The 19648-nt window shown below is 72.1% G+C and carries 20 protein-coding genes; 10 read left to right on the top strand and 10 right to left on the bottom strand.

Annotated elements, in window-relative coordinates; all coding sequences use genetic code 11:
* Window positions 1-696: a response regulator transcription factor gene (locus tag ACQB60_RS20810; RefSeq protein ID WP_496927513.1), complete on the top strand. Its 696-nt coding sequence runs from the start codon at window positions 1-3 to the stop codon at window positions 694-696.
* Window positions 689-1792, top strand: a complete 1104-nt coding sequence (locus tag ACQB60_RS20805; protein ID WP_496927512.1) for a sensor histidine kinase — start codon at window positions 689-691, stop codon at window positions 1790-1792. Before ACQB60_RS20810 ends, ACQB60_RS20805 begins: the two co-directional genes overlap by 8 nt.
* On the opposite strand, the gene nirB is transcribed toward ACQB60_RS20805, so the two are convergent.
* Complete coding sequence (gene nirB, locus ACQB60_RS20800) at window positions 1740-4565, bottom strand: nitrite reductase large subunit NirB (RefSeq protein WP_496927511.1); 2826 nt, start codon at window positions 4563-4565, stop codon at window positions 1740-1742. The two genes, ACQB60_RS20805 and nirB, sit on opposite strands and share 53 nt — an antisense overlap.
* 178 nt (window positions 4566-4743) lie before the next feature.
* Entirely contained in the window at window positions 4744-5673 is a 930-nt protein-coding gene (locus ACQB60_RS20795; RefSeq protein WP_496927510.1) for an NADP-dependent oxidoreductase, read from the bottom strand.
* 487 nt (window positions 5674-6160) lie between these two features.
* Here ACQB60_RS20795 and ACQB60_RS20790 point away from each other — a divergent pair, with 487 nt between their 5' ends.
* The 3 genes from ACQB60_RS20790 to ACQB60_RS20780 all read left to right on the top strand — a co-directional run bounded on the left by ACQB60_RS20790 (window position 6161) and on the right by ACQB60_RS20780 (window position 9757).
* On the top strand, window positions 6161-7258 hold the full coding sequence (locus ACQB60_RS20790; RefSeq protein ID WP_496927509.1) for a hypothetical protein: 1098 nt from the start codon (window positions 6161-6163) through the stop codon (window positions 7256-7258).
* A 103-nt stretch (window positions 7259-7361) separates the two neighbouring features.
* Window positions 7362-8891 (top strand): amino acid permease, encoded by a 1530-nt coding sequence (locus ACQB60_RS20785; protein WP_496927508.1) that lies wholly within the window; start codon window positions 7362-7364, stop codon window positions 8889-8891.
* 65 nt (window positions 8892-8956) lie between these two features.
* On the top strand, window positions 8957-9757 hold the full coding sequence (locus ACQB60_RS20780) for a GNAT family N-acetyltransferase (protein ID WP_496927507.1): 801 nt from the start codon (window positions 8957-8959) through the stop codon (window positions 9755-9757).
* Between the two features lie 40 nt (window positions 9758-9797).
* Here ACQB60_RS20780 and ACQB60_RS20775 read toward each other — a convergent pair whose 3' ends face one another.
* Window positions 9798-11000, bottom strand: a complete 1203-nt coding sequence (locus tag ACQB60_RS20775) for an MFS transporter (RefSeq protein WP_496927506.1) — start codon at window positions 10998-11000, stop codon at window positions 9798-9800.
* A gap of 99 nt (window positions 11001-11099) precedes the next feature.
* Here ACQB60_RS20775 and ACQB60_RS20770 point away from each other — a divergent pair, with 99 nt between their 5' ends.
* Together ACQB60_RS20770 and ACQB60_RS20765 are read left to right on the top strand one after the other, a co-directional pair.
* On the top strand, window positions 11100-12188 hold the full coding sequence (locus ACQB60_RS20770; RefSeq protein WP_496927505.1) for a DUF5937 family protein: 1089 nt from the start codon (window positions 11100-11102) through the stop codon (window positions 12186-12188).
* Entirely contained in the window at window positions 12185-12349 is a 165-nt protein-coding gene (locus tag ACQB60_RS20765; protein ID WP_496927504.1) for a hypothetical protein, read from the top strand. The genes ACQB60_RS20770 and ACQB60_RS20765 overlap by 4 nt, the downstream gene beginning before the upstream one ends.
* Window positions 12350-12528: 179 nt before the next feature.
* Here ACQB60_RS20765 and ACQB60_RS20760 read toward each other — a convergent pair whose 3' ends face one another.
* Together ACQB60_RS20760 and ACQB60_RS20755 are read right to left on the bottom strand one after the other, a co-directional pair.
* Window positions 12529-13065 carry a hypothetical protein gene (locus ACQB60_RS20760; protein WP_496927503.1) on the bottom strand — a complete coding sequence of 179 codons (537 nt, stop codon included), beginning with the start codon at window positions 13063-13065 and terminating at the stop codon, window positions 12529-12531.
* A gap of 183 nt (window positions 13066-13248) precedes the next feature.
* Window positions 13249-14007, bottom strand: a complete 759-nt coding sequence (locus ACQB60_RS20755) for an SDR family NAD(P)-dependent oxidoreductase (RefSeq protein ID WP_496927502.1) — start codon at window positions 14005-14007, stop codon at window positions 13249-13251.
* A 104-nt stretch (window positions 14008-14111) separates the two neighbouring features.
* Between ACQB60_RS20755 and ACQB60_RS20750 the strand changes: the two genes are divergently transcribed.
* Window positions 14112-14576 (top strand): hypothetical protein, encoded by a 465-nt coding sequence (locus ACQB60_RS20750; RefSeq protein WP_496927501.1) that lies wholly within the window; start codon window positions 14112-14114, stop codon window positions 14574-14576.
* 8 nt (window positions 14577-14584) lie between these two features.
* On the opposite strand, the gene ACQB60_RS20745 is transcribed toward ACQB60_RS20750, so the two are convergent.
* A complete protein-coding gene (locus ACQB60_RS20745; RefSeq protein ID WP_496927500.1) occupies window positions 14585-15730 on the bottom strand; it encodes an FAD-dependent oxidoreductase in 1146 nt (381 codons plus the stop codon).
* A gap of 109 nt (window positions 15731-15839) precedes the next feature.
* On the opposite strand from ACQB60_RS20745, the gene ACQB60_RS20740 reads away from it, so the two are divergent.
* A complete protein-coding gene (locus ACQB60_RS20740) occupies window positions 15840-16559 on the top strand; it encodes a TetR/AcrR family transcriptional regulator C-terminal domain-containing protein (protein ID WP_496927499.1) in 720 nt (239 codons plus the stop codon).
* Window positions 16560-16595: 36 nt separating this feature from the next.
* On the opposite strand, the gene ACQB60_RS20735 is transcribed toward ACQB60_RS20740, so the two are convergent.
* Window positions 16596-16919 carry a WhiB family transcriptional regulator gene (locus ACQB60_RS20735; RefSeq protein ID WP_496927498.1) on the bottom strand — a complete coding sequence of 108 codons (324 nt, stop codon included), beginning with the start codon at window positions 16917-16919 and terminating at the stop codon, window positions 16596-16598.
* Between the two features lie 137 nt (window positions 16920-17056).
* Window positions 17057-17452, bottom strand: a complete 396-nt coding sequence (locus ACQB60_RS20730; RefSeq protein ID WP_496927497.1) for a cupin domain-containing protein — start codon at window positions 17450-17452, stop codon at window positions 17057-17059.
* Between the two features lie 52 nt (window positions 17453-17504).
* Between ACQB60_RS20730 and ACQB60_RS20725 the strand changes: the two genes are divergently transcribed.
* The gene (locus ACQB60_RS20725; protein WP_496927496.1) at window positions 17505-18554 is read left to right on the top strand and encodes a GlxA family transcriptional regulator; all 1050 of its coding nucleotides are present in this window, start codon (window positions 17505-17507) and stop codon (window positions 18552-18554) included.
* On the opposite strand, the gene ACQB60_RS20720 is transcribed toward ACQB60_RS20725, so the two are convergent.
* Entirely contained in the window at window positions 18551-18889 is a 339-nt protein-coding gene (locus ACQB60_RS20720; RefSeq protein ID WP_496927495.1) for a cyclic-phosphate processing receiver domain-containing protein, read from the bottom strand. The two genes, ACQB60_RS20725 and ACQB60_RS20720, sit on opposite strands and share 4 nt — an antisense overlap.
* 32 nt (window positions 18890-18921) lie before the next feature.
* Window positions 18922-19608, bottom strand: coding sequence for an IclR family transcriptional regulator (locus ACQB60_RS20715; RefSeq protein WP_496927494.1), 687 nt, complete (start codon window positions 19606-19608; stop codon window positions 18922-18924).
* Between the last annotated feature and the right edge of the window lie 40 nt (window positions 19609-19648).

Below are 19648 nucleotides of genomic sequence, written 5' to 3'. Positions count from 1 at the left end.
ATGCGTGTGCTGATCGTCGAGGACGAGCCCTATCTGGCCGAGGCCATCCGCGACGGCCTGCGCCTGGAAGCGATCGCGGCCGACATCGCCGGTGACGGCGACACCGCTCTGGAGCTGCTGAGCATCAACACCTACGACATCGCCGTCCTGGACCGCGACATCCCCGGGCCGTCCGGTGACGAGATCGCCCAGCGCATCGTCGCCTCCGGCAGCGGCATGCCCGTCCTCATGCTCACCGCCGCCGACCGCCTCGACGACAAGGCGTCCGGGTTCGAACTCGGCGCCGACGACTACCTCACCAAGCCGTTCGAGCTTCTGGAGCTCGCGCTCAGGCTGCGCGCGCTCGACCGCCGACGTGCCCACAACAGGCCGCCCGTGCGGGAGATCGCGGGGCTGCGCGTGGACCCGTTCCGCCGCGAGGTCTTCCGCGACGGCCGCTATGTCGCGCTGACCAGGAAGCAGTTCGCGGTGCTCGAAGTCCTCGTCGCGGCCGAGGGCGGTGTGGTCAGCGCCGAGGAGCTCCTGGAACGTGCGTGGGACGAGAACGCCGACCCGTTCACCAACGCCGTGCGCATCACCGTCTCCGCCCTGCGCAAGCGTCTCGGCGAGCCCTGGATCATCGCCACCGTGCCGGGCGTCGGCTACCGCATCGACACGCCGCTGGAGGCCGGAGGCGACGGGGGCGCACATGGTTAGGGAGAACGGGCTGAGCGTCCGTCTCAAACTGACCCTCAGCTACGCGGGCTTCCTCATGCTGGCCGGCGTCCTGCTGCTCGCCGCCGTGGCGCTGGTCCTCCTCAAGGCCCGGTGGCTGACGACCAACGAGCAGGGAGCGTGGGTCAGGTCCCCGGGCACCGAGTTCCTGCACTCCTTCGCCCCGGTGGCGGCCGGGGCCATGGCGTTCCTGCTGGTGTTCGGTCTGCTCGGGGGATGGATCCTCGCCGGACGCATGCTCGCCCCCATGGCCCCCCTCACCCACGCGGCCCGGATGGCCGCGCGCGGATCGCTGTCCCACCGCATCCGGCTGCCGGGCCGCAAGGACGAGTTCCGCGAACTGGCCGACGCCTTCGACGCGATGCTCGAACAGCTCGAAGCCCACGTCGCCGAGCAGCGGCGGTTCGCGGCCAACGCCTCCCACGAGCTGCGCACCCCTCTGGCGATCTCGAAGGCGCTGCTCGACGTGGCCCGCACGGACCCGGGCCGCGACCCCGGCGAGCTCGTCGACCGCCTCAGCGCCGTCAACACCCGGGCGATCGACCTCACCGAGGCGCTGCTCCTGGTCAGCCGCGCCGAGCAGCGCTCCTTCACCCGGGAGCCCGTCGATCTGTCGCTCCTTGCGGAAGAGGCCACCGAGACGCTCCTGCCGCTCGCGGAGAAGCGGGGCGTCACCCTGGAGACCGGCGGTGACGTCGCCCCGACGAGCGGATCGCACACGCTGCTGCTGCAGCTGACGATGAACCTCGTGCACAACGCGATCGTCCACAACCTGCCCGCGCGGGGCACCGTCCGGGTCACCACCAGCGTCCGCCCCCCATCGGTGGTGCTCACGGTCGAGAACACCGGCGAGCGGATCAGCCCGGAGCTGGCCGCGACGCTCACCGAACCCTTCCGGCGGGGCACCGAGCGCATTCAGAGCGACCACGCGGGCGTCGGCCTGGGCCTGGCCATCGTCAAGACCATCACGCAGGCGCACGACGGGACGCTCACCCTCACCCCCCGCCCCGCAGGCGGGATGCGGATCACTGTGGAGCTGCCCGCGACGCCCCCGCAGGCCGCTCGCCGAGAGGGATGACCGGCAGCATCCTGCGGCCGACGTGGAACTCCTGGCCGGTGCGCAGGTCGTAGACCTGCTTGTACATCGGCGAGGTCACCACGGGGACGCCGTCCTTGTCGCCGACGATGCCGTTCGCCATCACCTTGGCTCCGGAGACCGGGTCGGTGTTGTCCATGGCGTACACCTGGCCGTCCCGGGTCTTGAACATCGCGGTCTCCCGGCCGTCGGGCAGCACCACGGCCCGGCCCCGGCCCGGCTCCAGCACGTCCGCGGCGGCGCCGAAGTCGACGGCCCCTGCGGCCTCGAACCTGCTGAGCGCGGCCGGGTCGTCGAGCACGGCCCGCCACTCGTCGCGGTAGGCGGCGACGTGCCGCTCCATCTGCGCCTCGAGGTCGGCGCACAGGCCCAGGGAGTCCTCGACGAGCACCTCGCGCAGGTGCTCGACCCCGCCGTCGAGGCGGTCGATCCAGGTCGCGGTGCGGTGCATCCGGTCGGCGGTGCGGACGTAGTACATGAGGAACCGGTCGAGCAGCCGCACCAGTTCCTGCTGTGTCAGCCCCTTGGCGAGCAGGTCCGCCTGGCGGGGGCGCGAGCCTCCGTTGCCGCCGACGTAGAGGTTCCAGCCGCCGGCGACCGCGAGGACGCCGATGTCCTTGCCCCGGGCCTCGGCGCACTCGCGCAGACACCCGGAGACCCCGCCCTTGATCTTGTGCGGGGCGCGCAGCCCGCGGTAGCGCAGCTCCAGGTCGATGGCGAGCTGCATGGTGTCCCCCTGCCCGAACCGGCAGAACCGCGCGCCCACACAGGACTTCATGGTGCGCAGCGACTTCCCGTACGCGTGCCCCGACTCGAAGCCCGCGTCGACGAGGCGCCGCCAGATGAGCGGCAGCTGTGCGGCGGTGGCGCCGAACAGGTCGATCCGCTGCCCTCCGGTGATCTTGGTGAAGAGCCCGAACTCCTCGGCCACCTCGCCCAGGACGACCAGTTGCGCCGCGCTGATGACTCCCCCGGGGATGCGGGGCACCACCGAATACGTGCCGTCCTTCTGCAAGTTGGCGAGGAACAGGTCGTTGGAGTCCTGCAGCGTGGCCTGTTCACCTTCAAGAATGTGGGAGAGCCCCAGCTCGGGGGCGAGGGTGGCCAGGATGTTCGCGACCACCGGCTTGCACACCGCGCAGCCCTCACCCCTGCCGTGGCGCTCCACGAGCTCGCTGAACGACCGGATGCGCTCATCCCGTACGAGGGCGTAGATCTCCGGCCGGGACAGCTCGAAGTGCTCGCACAGCCGCCGCCGGTGGTGCGCGCTGCGGGCGCGCAACTCGCCCTCGAGCAGCGTCTCCAGGACGGGCAGGCAGCCGCCGCAGCTCGAACCCGCCCGGGTGTGCTGCTTGATGCCGTCGACGTCGGACAGCGCCCGCTCCTTCACGACCCGGGTCACCTGGCCCTTGGTCACGTTGTGGCAGCTGCACACCACCGCGTCGTCCGGCAGTTCCCCGGACGCCGCGGACCCCCCGGCCGCGCCGGGAGCGAGGTAGTCGCCCGGCTGCCCCGGCAACTCCCGCCCGGTGTACGCCTGCAGGGTCCCGTAGGCCGCGGTGTCACCCACGAGTACGCCGCCGAGCAGGACCCCGTCCGGGCCGAGCAACAGCTTCTTGTACATCCCGGACCGGACGTCGCAGGACACCATCGCCACCGCGCCCTCTTCCTGCGAGGCGAACGGGTCGCCGAACGACGCCACTTCCACACCGGGCAGCTTGAGCCGCGCCGAGGCATCGGCTGTGTTCCCCGGCTGCGGCTCCAGCTCCGGCTCCCCGGCCAGCACCGCGGCCAGGGTCTCGGCCATCCGGTAGCCCGGCGCCAGCATCCCGCACACCGCCGCGCCCTCGTACCGCGCGCACTCCCCGACCGCGTACACCGCCGGGTCGGTGGTGCGGCACGACGCGTCCACGGCGATGCCGCCGCCGTCCCGCACGCCCAGCCCCGCCGCCCGCGCCAGCCCGTCCCGCGGCCGGACACCGGCTGCGAAGACCACGAGGTCAGCGGCGATCCGCTGCCCGTCGGCCAGCTCCACCGCGGCCACCCGCCCCGAGCCGTCCACCAGCACGCGCCGCGCGGCGGCCCCGGTGTGCACCGCGACCCCCAGCGCCTCGACCCTCCCCCGCAGCGCCGCCGCACCTCCGTCGTCCACGTGCTGGGGCATCAGCCGCTCCGCCGACTCCACGACACACGGAGCAAGCTCCAACGACCGCAAGGCTCCCACCGCTTCGAGCCCCAGCAGTCCGCCCCCGATCACGACACCGGTGGCCCGCCCCTTCGCATAGGCACGCAGCGCGCGGGCGTCGTCCAGCGTGCGATAGGTGAAGCAGCCCTCGGCGTCGGCTCCGGGGACGGGAGGCACCAGGGGCACCGAGCCGGTGGCGAGGACCAGGGCGTCGTAGTGCAGGGTGCGCCCGCGCGCCGTCCGCACCGTGCGCGCCGCGGTGTCGATCCGTTCGGCCGCCTCCCCCAGCAGCAGCCGCACCCCGTGCCGGTCGAGAAAGCCGGGTGCCCCCAGGCGCAGCGCGTCCGCGCCGGTACCGGAGAAGAGGGACGACAGATGGAGCCGGTCGTACGCGGGCACGTCCTCCTCGGCGAGTACGGTGACCCGCCACGGGCCGCTCACCTCACTCCCCCCGTCGGCGAGTGCACCGCGTTCGGCGAGCGCACCGCGTTCGGCGAGCAGCTCCAGCAGGTGCTGCCCCACCATGCCGTGGCCGATGAGGATCAGCTCCCGGACCGGACCCTGTGTCACGTGGACCTCGCTTCGTCGCGCCGAAGGACAGACATGCGTCCCGCGCTCGACGCTAGAACCGCCCTGCCCGCCCTCCGGCCAGCGAAGGTCCTCTCCTGCGGGGACCTAGGTCGGGCGAGGAGGGAGTCGTTCGCCGTCCTCGCGTCGCCCGACGGCGGTTCCCGGCGCCACGACGCGATCAGAGAGTGAGCACGAGCTTGCCCCGGAGGTGTCCGCGGTCGAGCTGCCGGTGCGCGTCGGCGACGCGCTCGAACGGGAAGGTCTCCTGCACGTGGACCCGGAGCCCGCCCTGTTCGACGAGTGCGACGAGACCGCGCAGGGCGACCGGATCGGGGTCGACCGCGATGCCGCTGAAGCGCATGCCGGCCGCCTCGTACCGGGCGGTGAGCTCCGTGTCCTCCTCGGCGACGGCCGTCACCACGTGGCCGCCTGGGCGCAGCACGTCGAGCGACCGCTCGACGGTGTCGCCGCCGATCGTGTCGAGCACGACGTCGATGTCGCGGACCGCCTCGGTGAAGTCGACCGCCGTGTAGTCGATCACCTCGTCGGCGCCGAACCCCTCGACGAACTCCCGCTTGCCCTCACCGGCGGTCGCGATCACGTGCGCGCCGAGGGCTTTCGCGAGCTGGATCGCGACGTGGCCGACCCCGCCGCCACCGCCGTGGACCAGGACGCGGTCGCCCTCGCTCACGCCCGCGAGATCGACGAGGCCCTGCCACGCCGTCAGCCCGACGACCGGCAGCGCCGCCGCCTCGACGTGCGGGAGCGACGCCGGCTTGCGTGCCAGGTGCAGCGCGGGCGCCGACACGACCTCGGCGTACGCGCGCGCCGCCCGCGGGAACAGCGGCATCCCGAACACCTCGTCGCCGGGTCTGAACCGCCAGGTCCCCGGCGCCTGTTCGACCACGCCGCTGATGTCCCAGCCGAGGACGAACGGCGGCCGGCCGAGCAGCGGGAACTCACCGGCGCGCAGGCGCGCCTCCAGCGGGTTCAGCCCGATCGCGTGGACGCGGACGAGGACCTCGGTCGGCAGGGGGCGGGGCTCGGGCGCGTCCACGACGGTGAGCACCTCGGGGCCGCCGAGCGTCTGCTGGGTGATGACTCGCATGACTCTCCTGGCTCGGGACGGGTGAGGGAACCCACGCTAGGTTTCCGACGGGAACCCTCGGGTGCCCATCCCCTCGCCGCCCTCTGCTCACAGCGAGTGACTACCGCATCGAACTGGCCGAATGCTCCCGGGCCTGGAAGACCGCCACCCGGCCACGGTGCACACCTGAACACAGTGTCCCCTCACGGCACTTGCACACCATCAGCATGTCTCGACTCGGCTATCCCAGGAGCAACTCGCTGAGCCCACAGACACGTTGACGTCCCTGCGCCCTTCCGTCGCTGAATGGTGGGCCCGGGTCGCGGTCACAGATCGCGACGTTCGCCTGCCGCCTGGCCGAAACCTGCGCCTGAGCAGCCGAACAATCTTGGAATGCTCTGGTCATGCGCCTCTTCAGGCACTTAGGTATCTGTCAACCGTGCCATCCCGTCCTCACTGCCCCAAGGGTTCTTCTGCCTATGCTCGCCCGTGCACACCGTTCGGTGTCGTGCCCCCACCACCCGGCGAGCCACAGCGCTCATGGCGGCAGCCCGCAGCCGCCCGTCCGCTGATGGAGAGTTCGCACCCGGCCGGCCGGGCGAACCCGGTCAGCCGAGACACCGACCTCTACACGGCAGTGCAAGACGTCCAGGCGGGTTACTGGATGCAGATGCGGCAGGTCCTCGACCGAACGGACAACTGGCCCCAGTGGACGTCCCGTACTCAGGTGCTGGGCGTCGTCGCAGCTCAGGCCAACGTCGTGGAGTTATGGCTGAAGGAGGAACCGGAGAGCCACGCTGCCCGGGTGATGTACGCCAGAGTCGCCACCGAACGGGTGCTGCAGGCCCACCGGAGGAACTGGGCGCGTGACTACCGGCGGGCAGCGGACCTGGAGAAGCTGGTGGCCCGTGCGCGGGAAGCGTGCCACATGGCAGCCGAGGGGAATCCCGATGACTCGGTGCCCTGGGTCTGCCGTCTGGCCCTGGCCGAAACGGACATGACGGGACGTCACCCGGAGCATCATGCGGCTCCGCCACCCCATGAGTATCTGCTGCCCGGCGGACCGTGGGGCCTGCTGGGGGAAGCGCACCGTCGGGATCCGTTCAACCGCGAGGCATGGCACCGCATGTCCCAGGCGCTGCAGGCCCGCCCGGGGCCGGCGGGCCGCCAGGCGGTCGCGACGGACTTCGCCCGCTGGACGGTCTCCTTCGCGCCGCCCGACTCGCCACTGCTCCTGCTGCCCCTCTACGCCCGCGTGCAGGAGCACCGGGAGCGACGGGACAACGGTGCCGAGGGCATGCTGAACCTCCTGTGGACCAGGGAGGACACCACCCGGGCCGTCACGCAGGCGTACGAGGGCTGGTTCCGGAAGTGCGATCCGGTCACCAGTTCCCAGATGGATCTCAACTACCTCGCCTACGCCTTGGCGCGGGGCGGCTTCGCCCCCTGGGCCACCGAAGTGTTCGACGCCATCGGCGACTTCGCGACGCCCGCCCCGTGGCAGTACGACGCCCGGCACCCCGAGGACCGGTGGCGGAAGGTATTCGAGGAGGACCGCCACGCCTGCCTGAGATCCCGCCCGCGGCACACGGGAGAACGCCCATGACCGCCGCCCCGGCCCTCGCGGGCGGGCGCCGCCACGTCCCCCCGGCGGTACGGCAGCCACCTCGCCTGCACCCCCTGTCCCAGCCTTCCTGTGCGGAGAACCCATGACTTCGGTAAGAACACCGCGCCAGCAGCAGTCGAACCCGGTCGACGACGACGCGGAGGACGCACGCATCCTCCAGTCGCTGGGCTACACCCAGCAACTGCACCGCCGGATGGGGGCCTTCGGCAACTTCTCGGCCTCCCTGTCGGTCATCTCCATCATGTCGGGGACCTTGCTGCTCTTCGGGTACGGACTGAACTCGGGAGGCCCCGCGGTGATCACGTGGGGATGGCTCGCCGTCGGACCGCTGGTGCTGTGCCTGGCCGCCGCCCTGGCGGAGATCACCTCCCGCTACCCCACCAGCGGCGGCCTGTACTACATGGCCCGCCAGCTCGGCGGCGAGCGGTGGAGCTGGTACACCGGCTGGCTCAACCTCCTGGGCCTGCTCGGCGGGATAGCCGCCCAGGACTTCGGCATCGCGACGTTCACCGCCGCGTGGCTGAACCTGCAATTCGACTACACGGCGTCCTCGGGCTCCTTGCTGGCCATCTACGCGGTCATCCTCGCGCTGCACGCGGTCCTGAACCTCTTCGGCACCCGGCTGATGAACATCCTGACGTCCCTGAGCGCGTGGTGGCACCTGGCAGGGGCCGTCGTCATCATCGGTTCCCTGGCACTCGTGCCCTCCCACCACCAGTCGGCCGGTTTCGTCTTCTCCGAGTTCACCAACAACACCGGCTGGAGCGCGCCGGTGTACGTGATCCTGCTGGGCATGCTGCTGCCGGTCTTCGCCCTGGCCGGCTACGACACCTCGGCCCACCTGAGCGAGGAGACCAACCACGCCTCCGTCGCCGCGGCCCGCGGGATCTTCCGCTCGGTGGCGGTGTCCTGGATCGCCGGCGGCATCCTGCTGACCACGCTGCTGTTCGCCATCCAGGACTACGCGACGACCCTGTCCGGACCGACCGGTGTACCAGTGGCGCAGATCCTTCTGGACGCGCTGGGCATGGCGGCGGCCAAGGCCCTGCTGCTGGTGATCATCGTGGCCCAGTTCCTGTGCGGCTACACCGTGACCGCCAGCGCCAGCCGGATGATCTACGCCTTCGCCCGGGACGGTGCCCTGCCCGGATCGGGCCACTGGAAGAAGATCAGCCGCCGCACCGCCATCCCCGCCAACGCGGTCTGGCTCGCGGTCGCCGTGGCCTTCGTGCTCGCGCTGCCGTCCTTGTACTCCTCGGCGGCGTTCGCGGCGGTGACCGCCATCTCGGTCGTGGGATTCACCTCGGCCTACGCGATCCCGGTGCTGCTGCGGCTGCTCCACCGCGACCGGTTCTCCCCGGGGCCCTGGAACCTCGGGCGCTGGAGCCGGCCGATCGGCTGGGTGGCGGTGGTGTGGGCGGCCGCGGTCACGGTGCTGTTCCTGCTGCCGCAGAGCAGCCCGATCACCGCCACCACCTTCAACTACACCCCCGTCGCCGTCGTGGTGGCCTTCCTCATAGCGGCCCTGTGGCGACGCTTCGGCCGCGACTCCTACCGCGTGCCCCGCTCGAGTTCTCCGACCGAGGACAAACAGTTCGAGGGCATCATCTGAGGAGGCGACACCGCATGCCGCACGCTCCACGACACCAACCGACACCAACGACCCATGGGAGTACGGTGACTCGCCTCACGGAGTCCATCGAGTCGGCGCAGCAGCTCACCGTCGCCTGGCGGGCACTGGTGCTCGACCGCGACACGGACGCGGATGTCCGCGACCTTCCCGGCATCGCCGTCCGCTGGGCCGACCGCCCCTTCGCGTTCTACAACTGCATCACTCTGCCCGACCCAGGAGTAGGACCCGGCCTCCTCGCACAACGCCTGAGCCAGGCGGCGGACATCATGCGCGCGAAGAAGCACCCGGGCTTCCTGTGGCTTTTCGAGGACCTCCTCGACGACGAGGCCCGCACCGCGCTGACCACGGCGGCCGGGGAGGCCGGGCTGCAGTACGCCTTTCCCGGCACGGGCATGGCCGGAGACCTGCTGCCGATCCCCGACCCGGTCCACCCCGACCTGACGTTCGTGCGGGTCCGCACCGACGAGCACTTGCGCGCCTACGCGGACCTCCAAGCACGCGCCTACGGGTTCCCTCTGGAGCAGTGCCGCGACAGCCTGGTCGGATCCGCGCACTGGAAGAGCACCATGTACGCCTACCTGGGCATGCGAGGCGACGTACCAGTGGCGTGCGCCGCAACGGTCGAAGCGGAGGGACGCCTCTTCGTGGCCTTCGTCGCCACCGACCCGCAGTGGCAGCGCAAGGGCTATGGCGAGGCGGTCACGCGCAAGGCGCTGCACGAGGGCGCCCGAGCCACCGGGCTGACCCGCGCCACTTTGCACGCGACCGTCGCCGGGGCCCCCGTGTACCCGCGTATCGGATTCACGCCGAACTCACCCATCCGCTTCTTCAACCTGACGGAGTGAGCCCACGAGACGAGACCGGCTCGCCGCCGCGGTCCGGGACTCACTGCGTGACGGCGGCAGCGGAGAGCAGTGTGGCCGCGGCGAGGCTGCCCCAGAGGGCGGTCGCGCCGTGCGGGGCGAGCGCGGTGATGACCGCCGGGGAGACGGCGAGGCCGAGGCCCGTGGAGAGTTCGAAGCGGGCCAGGGTGCGGCCCAGGACACGGGCCGGGGCGAGGTGGGTGACGAGCGCGGTGGCGCTGCCCGCGTAGATGATCTCCCCGATCGTGCAGACCACGGACACCGCGGCGACGGCCGGGGCGCCCCAGCCGCCGCCCAGTGAGGTGGCCGCGAGGAAGCCGAGGTAGGACGCGCTGAGCACCACGCCCGCGACGGCCAGCACCGTGCGGCGGGGGAAGCGGGACAACGTGACGGTGAGCGGGACCTGCAGGGTGACGACCAGGACCGTGTTGGCCACGAAGATCGCCGCCGACCACACCGGGGACGCGTGCAGCTGGGTCACCAGGACCAGCGGGAGCGCGATCTCGGGGACGTTGAGGCAGAAGACGTAGACGACGTTGGCGGCGAGCAGGGCGCGCATGCGGGGTGCGGGTCCGTCGCCCGCGTCGCCCTTGTCGTGGCCGCCTTCCGTGGGGGTGATGGCCGGGTGTGCGTGCAGGTGGACCGACCAGGCCAGGGCCGCCGCGGCGAGGTAGGCGAGGCCGGTGACGGCTGCCAGGGCCCGCAGTGCGGTGGTGCCGCCCGCCAGGCAGGCGGTGGCGATGAGCGCGCCCACGCCCAGGGCGGCGTTGCGCAGGGCGCGGCCCGCCGCGAGGGCGGCGTCGCGTTCCCGGCCGTGGGCGAGGGTGGCCACGAGAGCGGCGTGGGCGGCGGGCCATGCCTGGTTGCCGATGCCGAGGAAGAGCGCCGCCGTCGCGAAGAGCCAGACGTGTCCGGCCGGGGTGACGAGGAGGAGGCCCACGCCCAGGACCCGCACCAGCATCGACGCCGCCACCACCGAGCTGCGCGCGCCCCGGTCCAGCCAGCGGCCCACCGCGGGCATGCACAGCAGGCCCGCGACGACGCCCGCCATCATGGCGATGCCGGTCAGCGGCGCGGACAGCCGCAGCACCAGCACCCCGTACAGCAGCAGGAAGGGCCGCAACAGGCCGGTGCCGAGCGCGTCCACGGCCAGGGCCACGGCGTAGCGGGGGCCTCCGGAGGCCCGTACGAGGGCACGGGGCTTGATCTTGGTGGTGGTTGCCATGGCGACAACGGTGCGGACGGCCGGCCGGTCGGCCACGTCGCTTGACGGACATCGTCAAGCGACGCCGTGGCCGCGCGGCCGGTCGGTGATGATGGCCGGATGACGTTGAGGATCGACATCAGCGGTCTGCCGTCCGAGGGCGTGCGGTTCGCCGCTTCGCCGCTGGCGGAGCTGACCGCGATGCTGCACGTGCTGGCCGAACCCGGGCATCATCCGCAGCTCGCCGACTGGGCGGCGGACGTGTGGGCCGGGCTGCGGCCGGAGCTGGCCGAGCGGCTGCGGGAGGCGGAGTTCCTCTGGCGTTCCTCCCAGGCCGACTTCCTGATCCCCGCCCGGCCCCGGCCGACGCTGGCCGAGGAGCTGGACGACGTGGACCGGATCGACGACGCGACGTATGTGACCGCGGCGCTCGTCACCACGTGCGGCAGCAACCGAGGTCTGGCCGCCTCTCCGTCGCCGCTCACCGACGCGACGGCCCGCGAACGCGCGCTGGAGCTGGCGCAGGCCCGCGGCGCGCGCCAAGAGGCGTTCGCGGAGCGGCTGTTGGCGGATCCGACGGCGGTGCGGGCGCGGGTGCGCGACACCCTCGAACAGTGCGTCGACGCGTTCTTCGACGCCGCCTGGGCGGACGTCTCCGTCCAGCTCGCCACCGATCTGCGCCTGAAGAGCGACCTGTTGAGGCGGCAGGGCGTCGCGGCGGCGCTCGCCTCGGTCTCGGGCGCGGTCACGCTGGCGCCGGACGGCGACTGCATCGTCGTGGACAAGCTGCAGGACAAGGCGACGTCCGCCCAGGGCGGCGGGGTCACCTTCATCCCCAGCGCGTTCGGCCGCCCGCACCTGGTGGCGGTCCACGCGCCCGGCTGGCAGCCGGTGGTGCAGTACCCCGTCCCCGAGCCGGCTCCTCCCACGGAACCGGTGTCTCTGGAAACGGTCACCCTGCGCCTCGAGGCACTCTCCCACCCCCTGCGGCTCCGCCTCCTGCGCACCCTGGCCCGCGGTCCGCACACCACCGGCGAACTGGCCCACGCCTGGGAGCTCTCCCTCCCGGAGGTCTCCCGCCATCTCACCGTCCTGCGCCGGGCGGGCCTGCTCACCACGCGCCGCCAGGGCCGCTACGTCCGCAACTCCCTCAACCTCCCCGAACTGACCGCCCTGGGCGACGATCTGCTGAAGGCGGTCCTGCGGTGAGCGGCAGCGGTGAGCGCCTCGATGCGGAGTGGCTGCGCGGCTGGTGCGCGCAGACCTCGACGGTCGCTCAGCATTTCCGGGACCACGGATCCGCCCCCATCGACGACGAGGATCCCGCGCTGGCGCTCGGCAGTGACGGCGGGGGCTCCTGTACGCGGTGACGGGGAGCGGCAGGGTGTGGCGGTCGACCACGGCGTCCTGGTTCCACGCGTTCGAGGGCGTCGCACCGAGCATCCGGGAATTCCTCGAACAGATCGGCCGCAGGGTCGCCGAGCAGAACTGACCGGTCGGGTAGCCGGTCCGGTATCCATCTCGGACCGGGGGGGGACACGGCCGTGTCTCAGCTCTCCTCCACCCCGGTCAGCACCCCCGTGATCAGGCGGGTGGCGAAGTCACGGTCGTCGGCGATGCGGTTGATGTGCTCCGCCAGCAGGAAGGCCGTCGCCTCCAGGGGGTTCATCTCGGCCCCCGTCCACTCGCCGTACTGCTTGCGCCACAGGCTGGGGCTCAGGCCCGTGCCGCCGGCGACGAGCAGGCCGGCCATCGTGGGGATGGCCTCGGGGCGGATGCTCTTGGGCATCATGCGCATCGAGGCGACGAGGCTGGGGACCACGTACTCGATGACGTCCTTGTCGTGGTCCTCGTAGGTCATCCGCAGCCACTGCATGAACATGTAGATCAGCGTGCACACGCCGTCCAGCATGTCCTCGACGCCTTGGGGGCCCAGGGACTCGGTGAACTGGGCGACCAGTTCCTGCTGTTCGGGGTCCGGCGTCGTCCTGCCGTCGTAGATGGCCTTGAGCTGGGAGTCGATGACCATGAGCGCCGCACCGACGTCTCCGGCGGGTGCGTACTCGGGGCCACAGGGCGATGACACAGGAACCTCCTCGTGCGACCGCGCCGGGCAGCGGCCCCATCGCAACGTACCAACTCAGGCCGAGCCACCGGAACGTGCCGGGCGTTCGGTTGCCGCGCCCCGCGCCAACGCGCCCCGTGCGCGCTCCTCAAGCGCGCGGCGGGAGCCGTCCGCCGCGCAGCCTTCCGCCGCAGCCGTCCGCCGCTAGGGGAAGAACCGGCCCGCGCTCGGGTGGTCCTGGGCGCCGTCCACGCAGATGTTGGCGCCGTTGATCCCGCCCGCCCGCGGCGAGAGGAGGAAGCAGGCGACGTCCGCCACTTCCCGCACCTCGACCAGCCGCCCACTGGGGAAGTCGTCGCGGGCGAACGCCTCGTACTGTTCGGGCCGGTTGTCCCGGAACCAGGACCAGCCACCGCCCTCGAACAGCACCGAGCCCGGACTGAGCGCGTTCACCCGGATGTTGCGGGGGCCCAGCTCCTGTCCCAGCGTGGCGGCGAGGTGGATCTCCGCCGCCTTCGCCGATGCGTACGAGGACTTGGGGCCGGGCTTCCACCCGGTGATCGACGCCACGACGACCGCACTGCCCCCGCCGCGCCGCTCGAAGTGGGGCACCGCGGCGCGCAGGGCGTGGGCGGCGTGCAGCACGTTCAACTCGTAGGTCCGCAGCCAGTCTTCGGGCGTGGAGTCCAGCAGCCCGCCCCCTTGTGCGCCGCCCGCGTTGGCCACCAGCAGGTCGAGCCCGCCCATCCGCTCGGCCGCCTCGTCGACGGCGCGCGCGAGCGCGTCCGGGTCGGTGACGTCCGCCTGGATGCCGGGCAGTCCGCACTCTTCGAGCCGTTCCCGGTCCCGCCCGCAGACGGTGACCAGGGACCCTTCTTCCTGCAGCGCCCGGCCGATGGCCAGACCGATGCCGCTGCTGCCTCCGGTGATGAAGGCCGTCTTCCCCGCGAGTCCCAGATCCACGGTGGCAGCCTGTCAGTTGACGCCTTCGCGATCAATGCGAGGGTCTCTGCGCCAGGGGCGTCGCGCCCTGTGCCCGAAGACACGGCGTCCCTACGATGTGCCCCGTGGACTGGGGGACTCTCGCGGGCACCGCGCTCGGTGCCCTTCTCGGCGTCAGCACAACCCTGCTGGGCGAACGGTCGCGATGGCATCGGGAGAACGCGTCCCGCGAGCGGGCCGCGAAGCAACAGCTGTACAGCGACTACCTCGCGGCGCTCTGGCTCACGAGGCATCGGCTACGGGATCTTCAGCGCGGCGTGGAGCTCACCAGGGAGGAGCGCCGCGAGCAGTCCGGGGAGATCCTCGGGGCCGCCAACGCCTTTCAACTCCTCTATCAGATGCGCATCATGGCGCCCGAGCCCCTCGATGACGTGGCCGTGCACGCCTTCCGACGGCTGCTTCGCCTACGGGATCGTTTCGACGAGCCCGACGTGCGCACGGATCCGGAGTGGTCGGCGACCCAAACCGCGCTCAGCGAGGCGCTGGAGGACCTTCGGCAGGCCATGCGCGCAGACCTCAGGTCGCTGTAGGGCCAGCCTCAGACGGTCTGTTCCTGCCCCTGCCCCTGTCCCGTGAACATGTCGATCAGGCCGTAGGGCGCGTCGGCGCCGAACATGAGGTCGATCTGGCGCACGGCGTCGTCGGCCTCCTTGGCGCTGCGGGGGAACATCGCCTGCTCGTACGCGGTGAGCGCGGCCTCGGTGTCGTCGGGGTGCGCGGCGAGAGAGGTGGCGAGTTCGGCGCCGTCGAACATGGCCAGATTGGCTCCCTCGCCGGACGGAATCATGAGGTGCGCGGCGTCGCCGATCAGGGTCACGCCGGGTATCCGGTCCCACTGGTGTCCGGTGGGCAGGGTGTGCAGGGGGCGCAGGACCGGGGCGGTCTCGCCGTCGGTGATCAGGGCGGTGAGCTCCGGGGCCCAGCCGTCGAACTCCTGGGCGATGCGGGCCGCGGCCGTGGCGGCGTCGGTGAAGTCGACGGCGGCGAACCAGTCCAGCGGCCTGCTGAGCGCGACGTAGGTGTGCAGGGTCCCGCCGCTCTCCCGGTGCGCCGTGATCCCCTTGCCCGGGGCGAGCGCGTACATCGCGCCGTCGCCGACGGCCTTCGCGGCGGCCGCGTGCCGGGTGTCGGCGTCGTAGAGGTAGGTCTCGACGAATGACGTACCGGAGTAGACGGGTGTGGCGTCGGAGAGCAGCGGGCGGACCCGCGACCAGGCGCCGTCCGCGCCGACCAGCAGGGCGGTGGCGACGGTGGTGCCGTCGGCGAAGGCCACCTCGTGGCGGCCGTCGTCGAGGGCCCGGACGCCACTGACCTTGTGGCCCCAGCGGACGGTGCCGTCCGGGAGCGAGTCGAGGAGCATCCGGCGCAGCTCGCCGCGGAGCACTTCGGGGCGTCCCCCCGAGCCGTCGTCGGGTTCGTCGAGCAGGACTGTCCCGTCCGCGGCGAGGGCCCGCGACGCCTCCCGTCCCTCCAGGATCAGGCCGCGGAACTCCTCCGTCAGACCGGCCGCCTCAAGGGCGAGCTGGCCGTTGTAGTCGTGGATGTCGAGCATCCCGCCCTGGGCGCGGGCCATCGGGGAGGACTCCGCCTCGTAGACCGTGGCGGGGATGCCGTGGACGTGCAGGACGCGGGCGAGCGTGAGGCCGCCGAGTCCGGCGCCGATGATCGTGACGTGCGTGGTCATGGTGGCTCCTCGGGGTGGGCAGGCCGGCCGGCGGGGCCCGGACAGCTCTCTGGAACGTCGTTCCATCACCCATGTTGGAACAACATTCCAGACGTGTCAAAATGGCGGCATGGCAACGCGGACACGCCGGACACAGCGGCGCACAGAGGCGCTCTCACGCGAGCGCATCATCGAGGCGGCCGTCGAGCTGCTCGACACGGCGGGCGAGAGCGGACTGACCTTCCGGGTGCTGACCGAGCGCCTCGCGACCGGGCCCGGGGCGATCTACTGGCACGTCGCGAACAAGGGCGAACTGCTCGGCGCGGCCACCGACGCCGTCGTCGCCGACGCCGTGTCCAGCGCGCTCGCGGCCTCCCCCGACTCGCCGCAGGACGGGATCCGCGCGGTCGCGCTCGGCCTGTTCGACGCGATCGAGGAGCACCCGTGGCTCGCCACGCAGCTCGCCGTGCAGTTCTCGCGCAGCCCCGGGGAATCGGTGGCACCGCGGATCTTCGAAGGCATCGGCCGCCAGGTCCGCGCGCTGGGCGTGCCCGAGGCCGGCTGGTTCACGGCGACGTCGGCGCTGGTGCACTACATCCTGGGCGCGACCAGCCAGAACGCCACGAACACCGCGAGCGCTCAGAATCTCGGACCGGACGCCGACCGCGCCGGCTTCCTCGACACCGTGGCGACGGCGTGGAAGGCCCTGGACCCCGACGACTACCCCTTCACCCGGGCCGTCGCCGACCAGATGCGCGACCACGACGACCGCGAGCAGTTCCTCACCGGGATCGATCTCGTCCTCACCGGCATCACCGCGCTGCAGCCGGGACAGGGCGGGAAGAAGTAGGCGGCCGCAACAGGACGTCCGCGGCGCCCCGGCGCGTCAGGACGCCTCCGCCGACTGCCCCTGCGACGCGGGCTGCCGCGCGTCGTCGTACTCGGCGCGGGCGGACTTGAGCAGCTGGCGCCAGGAGGTGACGGTCGGGCGGCGGCGCAGCAGCGCGCGGCGTTCGCGCTCGGTCATGCCGCCCCACACGCCGAACTCGATGCGCTGGTCGAGCGCGTGGGCAAGGCACTCGGTCCGCACCACGCAGCCCGAACAGACCCGCTTGGCACTGGACTGGGCGGCGCCCTCGACGAACAGTTCGTCCGGATCCGTCGTGCGGCATGCCGCGCGCTCCCACCACGTGTCCCTGCTGGCTGTCACTGCCCACCCCTTTGATCCATCGGCTACTGACCTCAGTTGGCGGGTGACTGTACGGCACCCGGGCACAAGGAGCAGCCCATCACCAGTGGTTGAACAGCGAGTTACCGCCATCTTCAAACATCCGAGGCCGCGCGACCTCAGACGTCGAGCGCGTGCCCGATGGTCGCGTCGACGTGGTCGGGGATCTCGTCGTGGCGGTCGCCCACCGTCGGTGTGCCGGTGGGCTCGAAGAGGAGGATCGCGGCGCCCGTGGGCGCGTACGGCTTGTGTTCGGTGCCGCGCGGGACGGTGAAGACCGACCCCTTGGGGAGGTGCACCGTGCGCTCCCCCGCTTCCTCGCGCAGCGAGAGGAACAGCTCGCCGTCGAGCACCAGGAAGAACTCGTCGGTGTCGTCGTGCACGTGCCAGAGGTGTTCGCCCTCCACCTTGGCGACACGTACGTCGTAGTCGTTGACGCGCGTGACGATGCGCGGGCTCCACAGCGCGTCGAAGGAGGCCAGGGCCTTGCCGAGGGCGATGGGTTCATTGGTCATGAGGGAATCCTCGCCGGTTGAACGGAGCCTGCGCGAGTGCTAGAAATCGCGCATGCCGCAAGAATCCTCGCACGGTTCGACCGCCACCCACGGCACGCGGGCCGCGCGCCTCCACCGGGTCGTCGTCATCGTGGACGAGAACTCCAACCCCTTCGAACTCGGCTGCGCGACCGAGGTGTTCGGCCTGCGCCGCCCCGAACTCGGCCGCGACCTCTATGACTTCCGCCTCTGCTCGCCGAGGCCGCGCACGCTGATGCGGGACGGCTTCTTCACGCTCACCGGAGTCGCGGGCCTGGAGGCGGCCGATGCGGCGGACACCGTGATCGTCCCCAATCGGCCCGACGTCGAGGTGCCGCGCCGCACGGCCGTGCTCGACGCCGTGCGGCGCGCGCACGAGCGCGGTGCGCGCCTGGTCGGCTTCTGCAGTGGGGCCTTCACCCTCGCCGAGGCCGGGGTGCTCGACGGGCGCCGGGCCACCGCGCACTGGCAGTGGGCGGACTCCTTCCGCGAGCGCTTCCCTGCGGTACGGCTCGAAGAGGACGTGCTGTTCGTGGACGACGGCGGCATCCTCACCGCCGCGGGCAGCGCCGCCGCCCTCGACCTCGGGCTGCACATCGTCCGCCGCGACCATGGTGCGGAAGTGGCCAATTCCGTCAGCCGGCGTCTGGTGTTCGCGGCCCACCGGGACGGCGGGCAACGGCAGTTCATCGAGCGCCCGGTGCCCGACCTGCCGGACGAGTCGCTGGCGCCGGTCCTGGCGTGGGCCCAGGAGCGGCTGGACTCGCCGCTCACCGTGTCCGGCCTGGCGATCCGCGCCGCCGTCAGCCCGGCGACCCTGCACCGCCGCTTCCGCGCCCAGTTGGGCACGACGCCGCTGGCATGGCTCACGGGGGAACGGCTCGCCCTGGCCTGCCGGTTGATCGAGCGGGGCGAGTCCCGCTTCGAGGTGGTCGCACGCCGCAGCGGGCTCGGCACCGCGGCCAATCTGCGCGCGCTGATGCGCCGCGAGACCGGCCTCACCCCTTCGGCATACCGGCACCGGTTCGGCCCATCGAACACCGCTCGGTCGGCGAACGGCAGCGATGCGATGCTGCCGAACTAGGCCGTGGCACGCCTGACCTGGTAGTTCCAGCGCGCGAGCGACCTGACGACGTTCTCGGCGCCGATGGGGTTGGCGCTGTGGACGTGGACCGTGCCGATACGGAAGGGCTGCCCGCTGAAGGCGGCCTCTTCCAGCAGGGTCACCACGGGCATGATGGTGTCGTCGCCGCCGAGATCGTGGTCGAGCCAGAGCTCGTCGATGAAGACGCCGCGGTGCTCTCGCAGGAGCGCGATCCCTTCGCGGCTGGTGCGGGCGATCCGGGTCGCTCCGGGGAGCGGCCGGAGGTCGTCGATGCCGAGGATGACGGGCGTCGGCGAGGCGGGGTCCACATGCACCTGATCATCATCCCAGGTGGGGCGGGCGCGGCTCACGGGGGCGTCAGCGCCCGGCCGACGGCGCGTGCCGCCTCCCGTACCGCCGCGGTGAGACGCCCCTGCGGGACGCTGCCCGTGCGGGCCGTCACGGTCACCGCCGCCACCGGCCGTGCGGCGGACAGCACGGGGGCGGCGACGGCCAGTTGGCCGCGGCGGTGCTCCTCGTGCGCGGTGGCGAGTCCGGTGGTGCGGACCCGGCCGAGCTCGGCGTGGAGCAGCCGTGGCACGGTCACCGTGTGCGGGGTGTACCGGGTCGGCGGGGCGGCGGTGTCCAGGGCGGCGAGGCCGTGGGCCAGCAGGACCTTGCCCGCGGCGGTGGCGTGCGGGGGCAGGCGTTCGCCGCCGACCAGGAGCAGTGCGGCGCCGTCCGAGGCGACGGCGATGTCGGCGTGCCCGCCGGTGCGGGCGGACAGGGCGCGCAGGGCCGGGAGGGCCGCGTCGAGCAGCACGCGCGGGCACGGCGCGGCGGCGCCGAGCGCCCGGATGCGGATGCCCAGGCGGTACGAGCCGTCCGAGGCCCGTTCGAGGCCGCCCCATGCGGCCAGTTCGCGTGCCATGCGCAGTGCCGTCGGCAGCGGCAGGCCGGTGCGGCGCGCGATGTCGGTGAGCCGCAGCGTGTCGGGGCCCTCCGCGAACGCGTCGAGCACCGCGAAGATCCGCCCCGCCACGCTCTGGCCCATGCCGTCCACCGTCCCTTGTCCGTACGGGGTTTCACTCAGC

Origin of the sequence: Streptomyces odontotermitis (genome assembly GCF_050510915.1) — a bacterium.
GTDB lineage: Bacteria > Actinomycetota > Actinomycetes > Streptomycetales > Streptomycetaceae > Streptomyces.
This window is presented reverse-complemented; position numbering and strand designations above follow the sequence as displayed.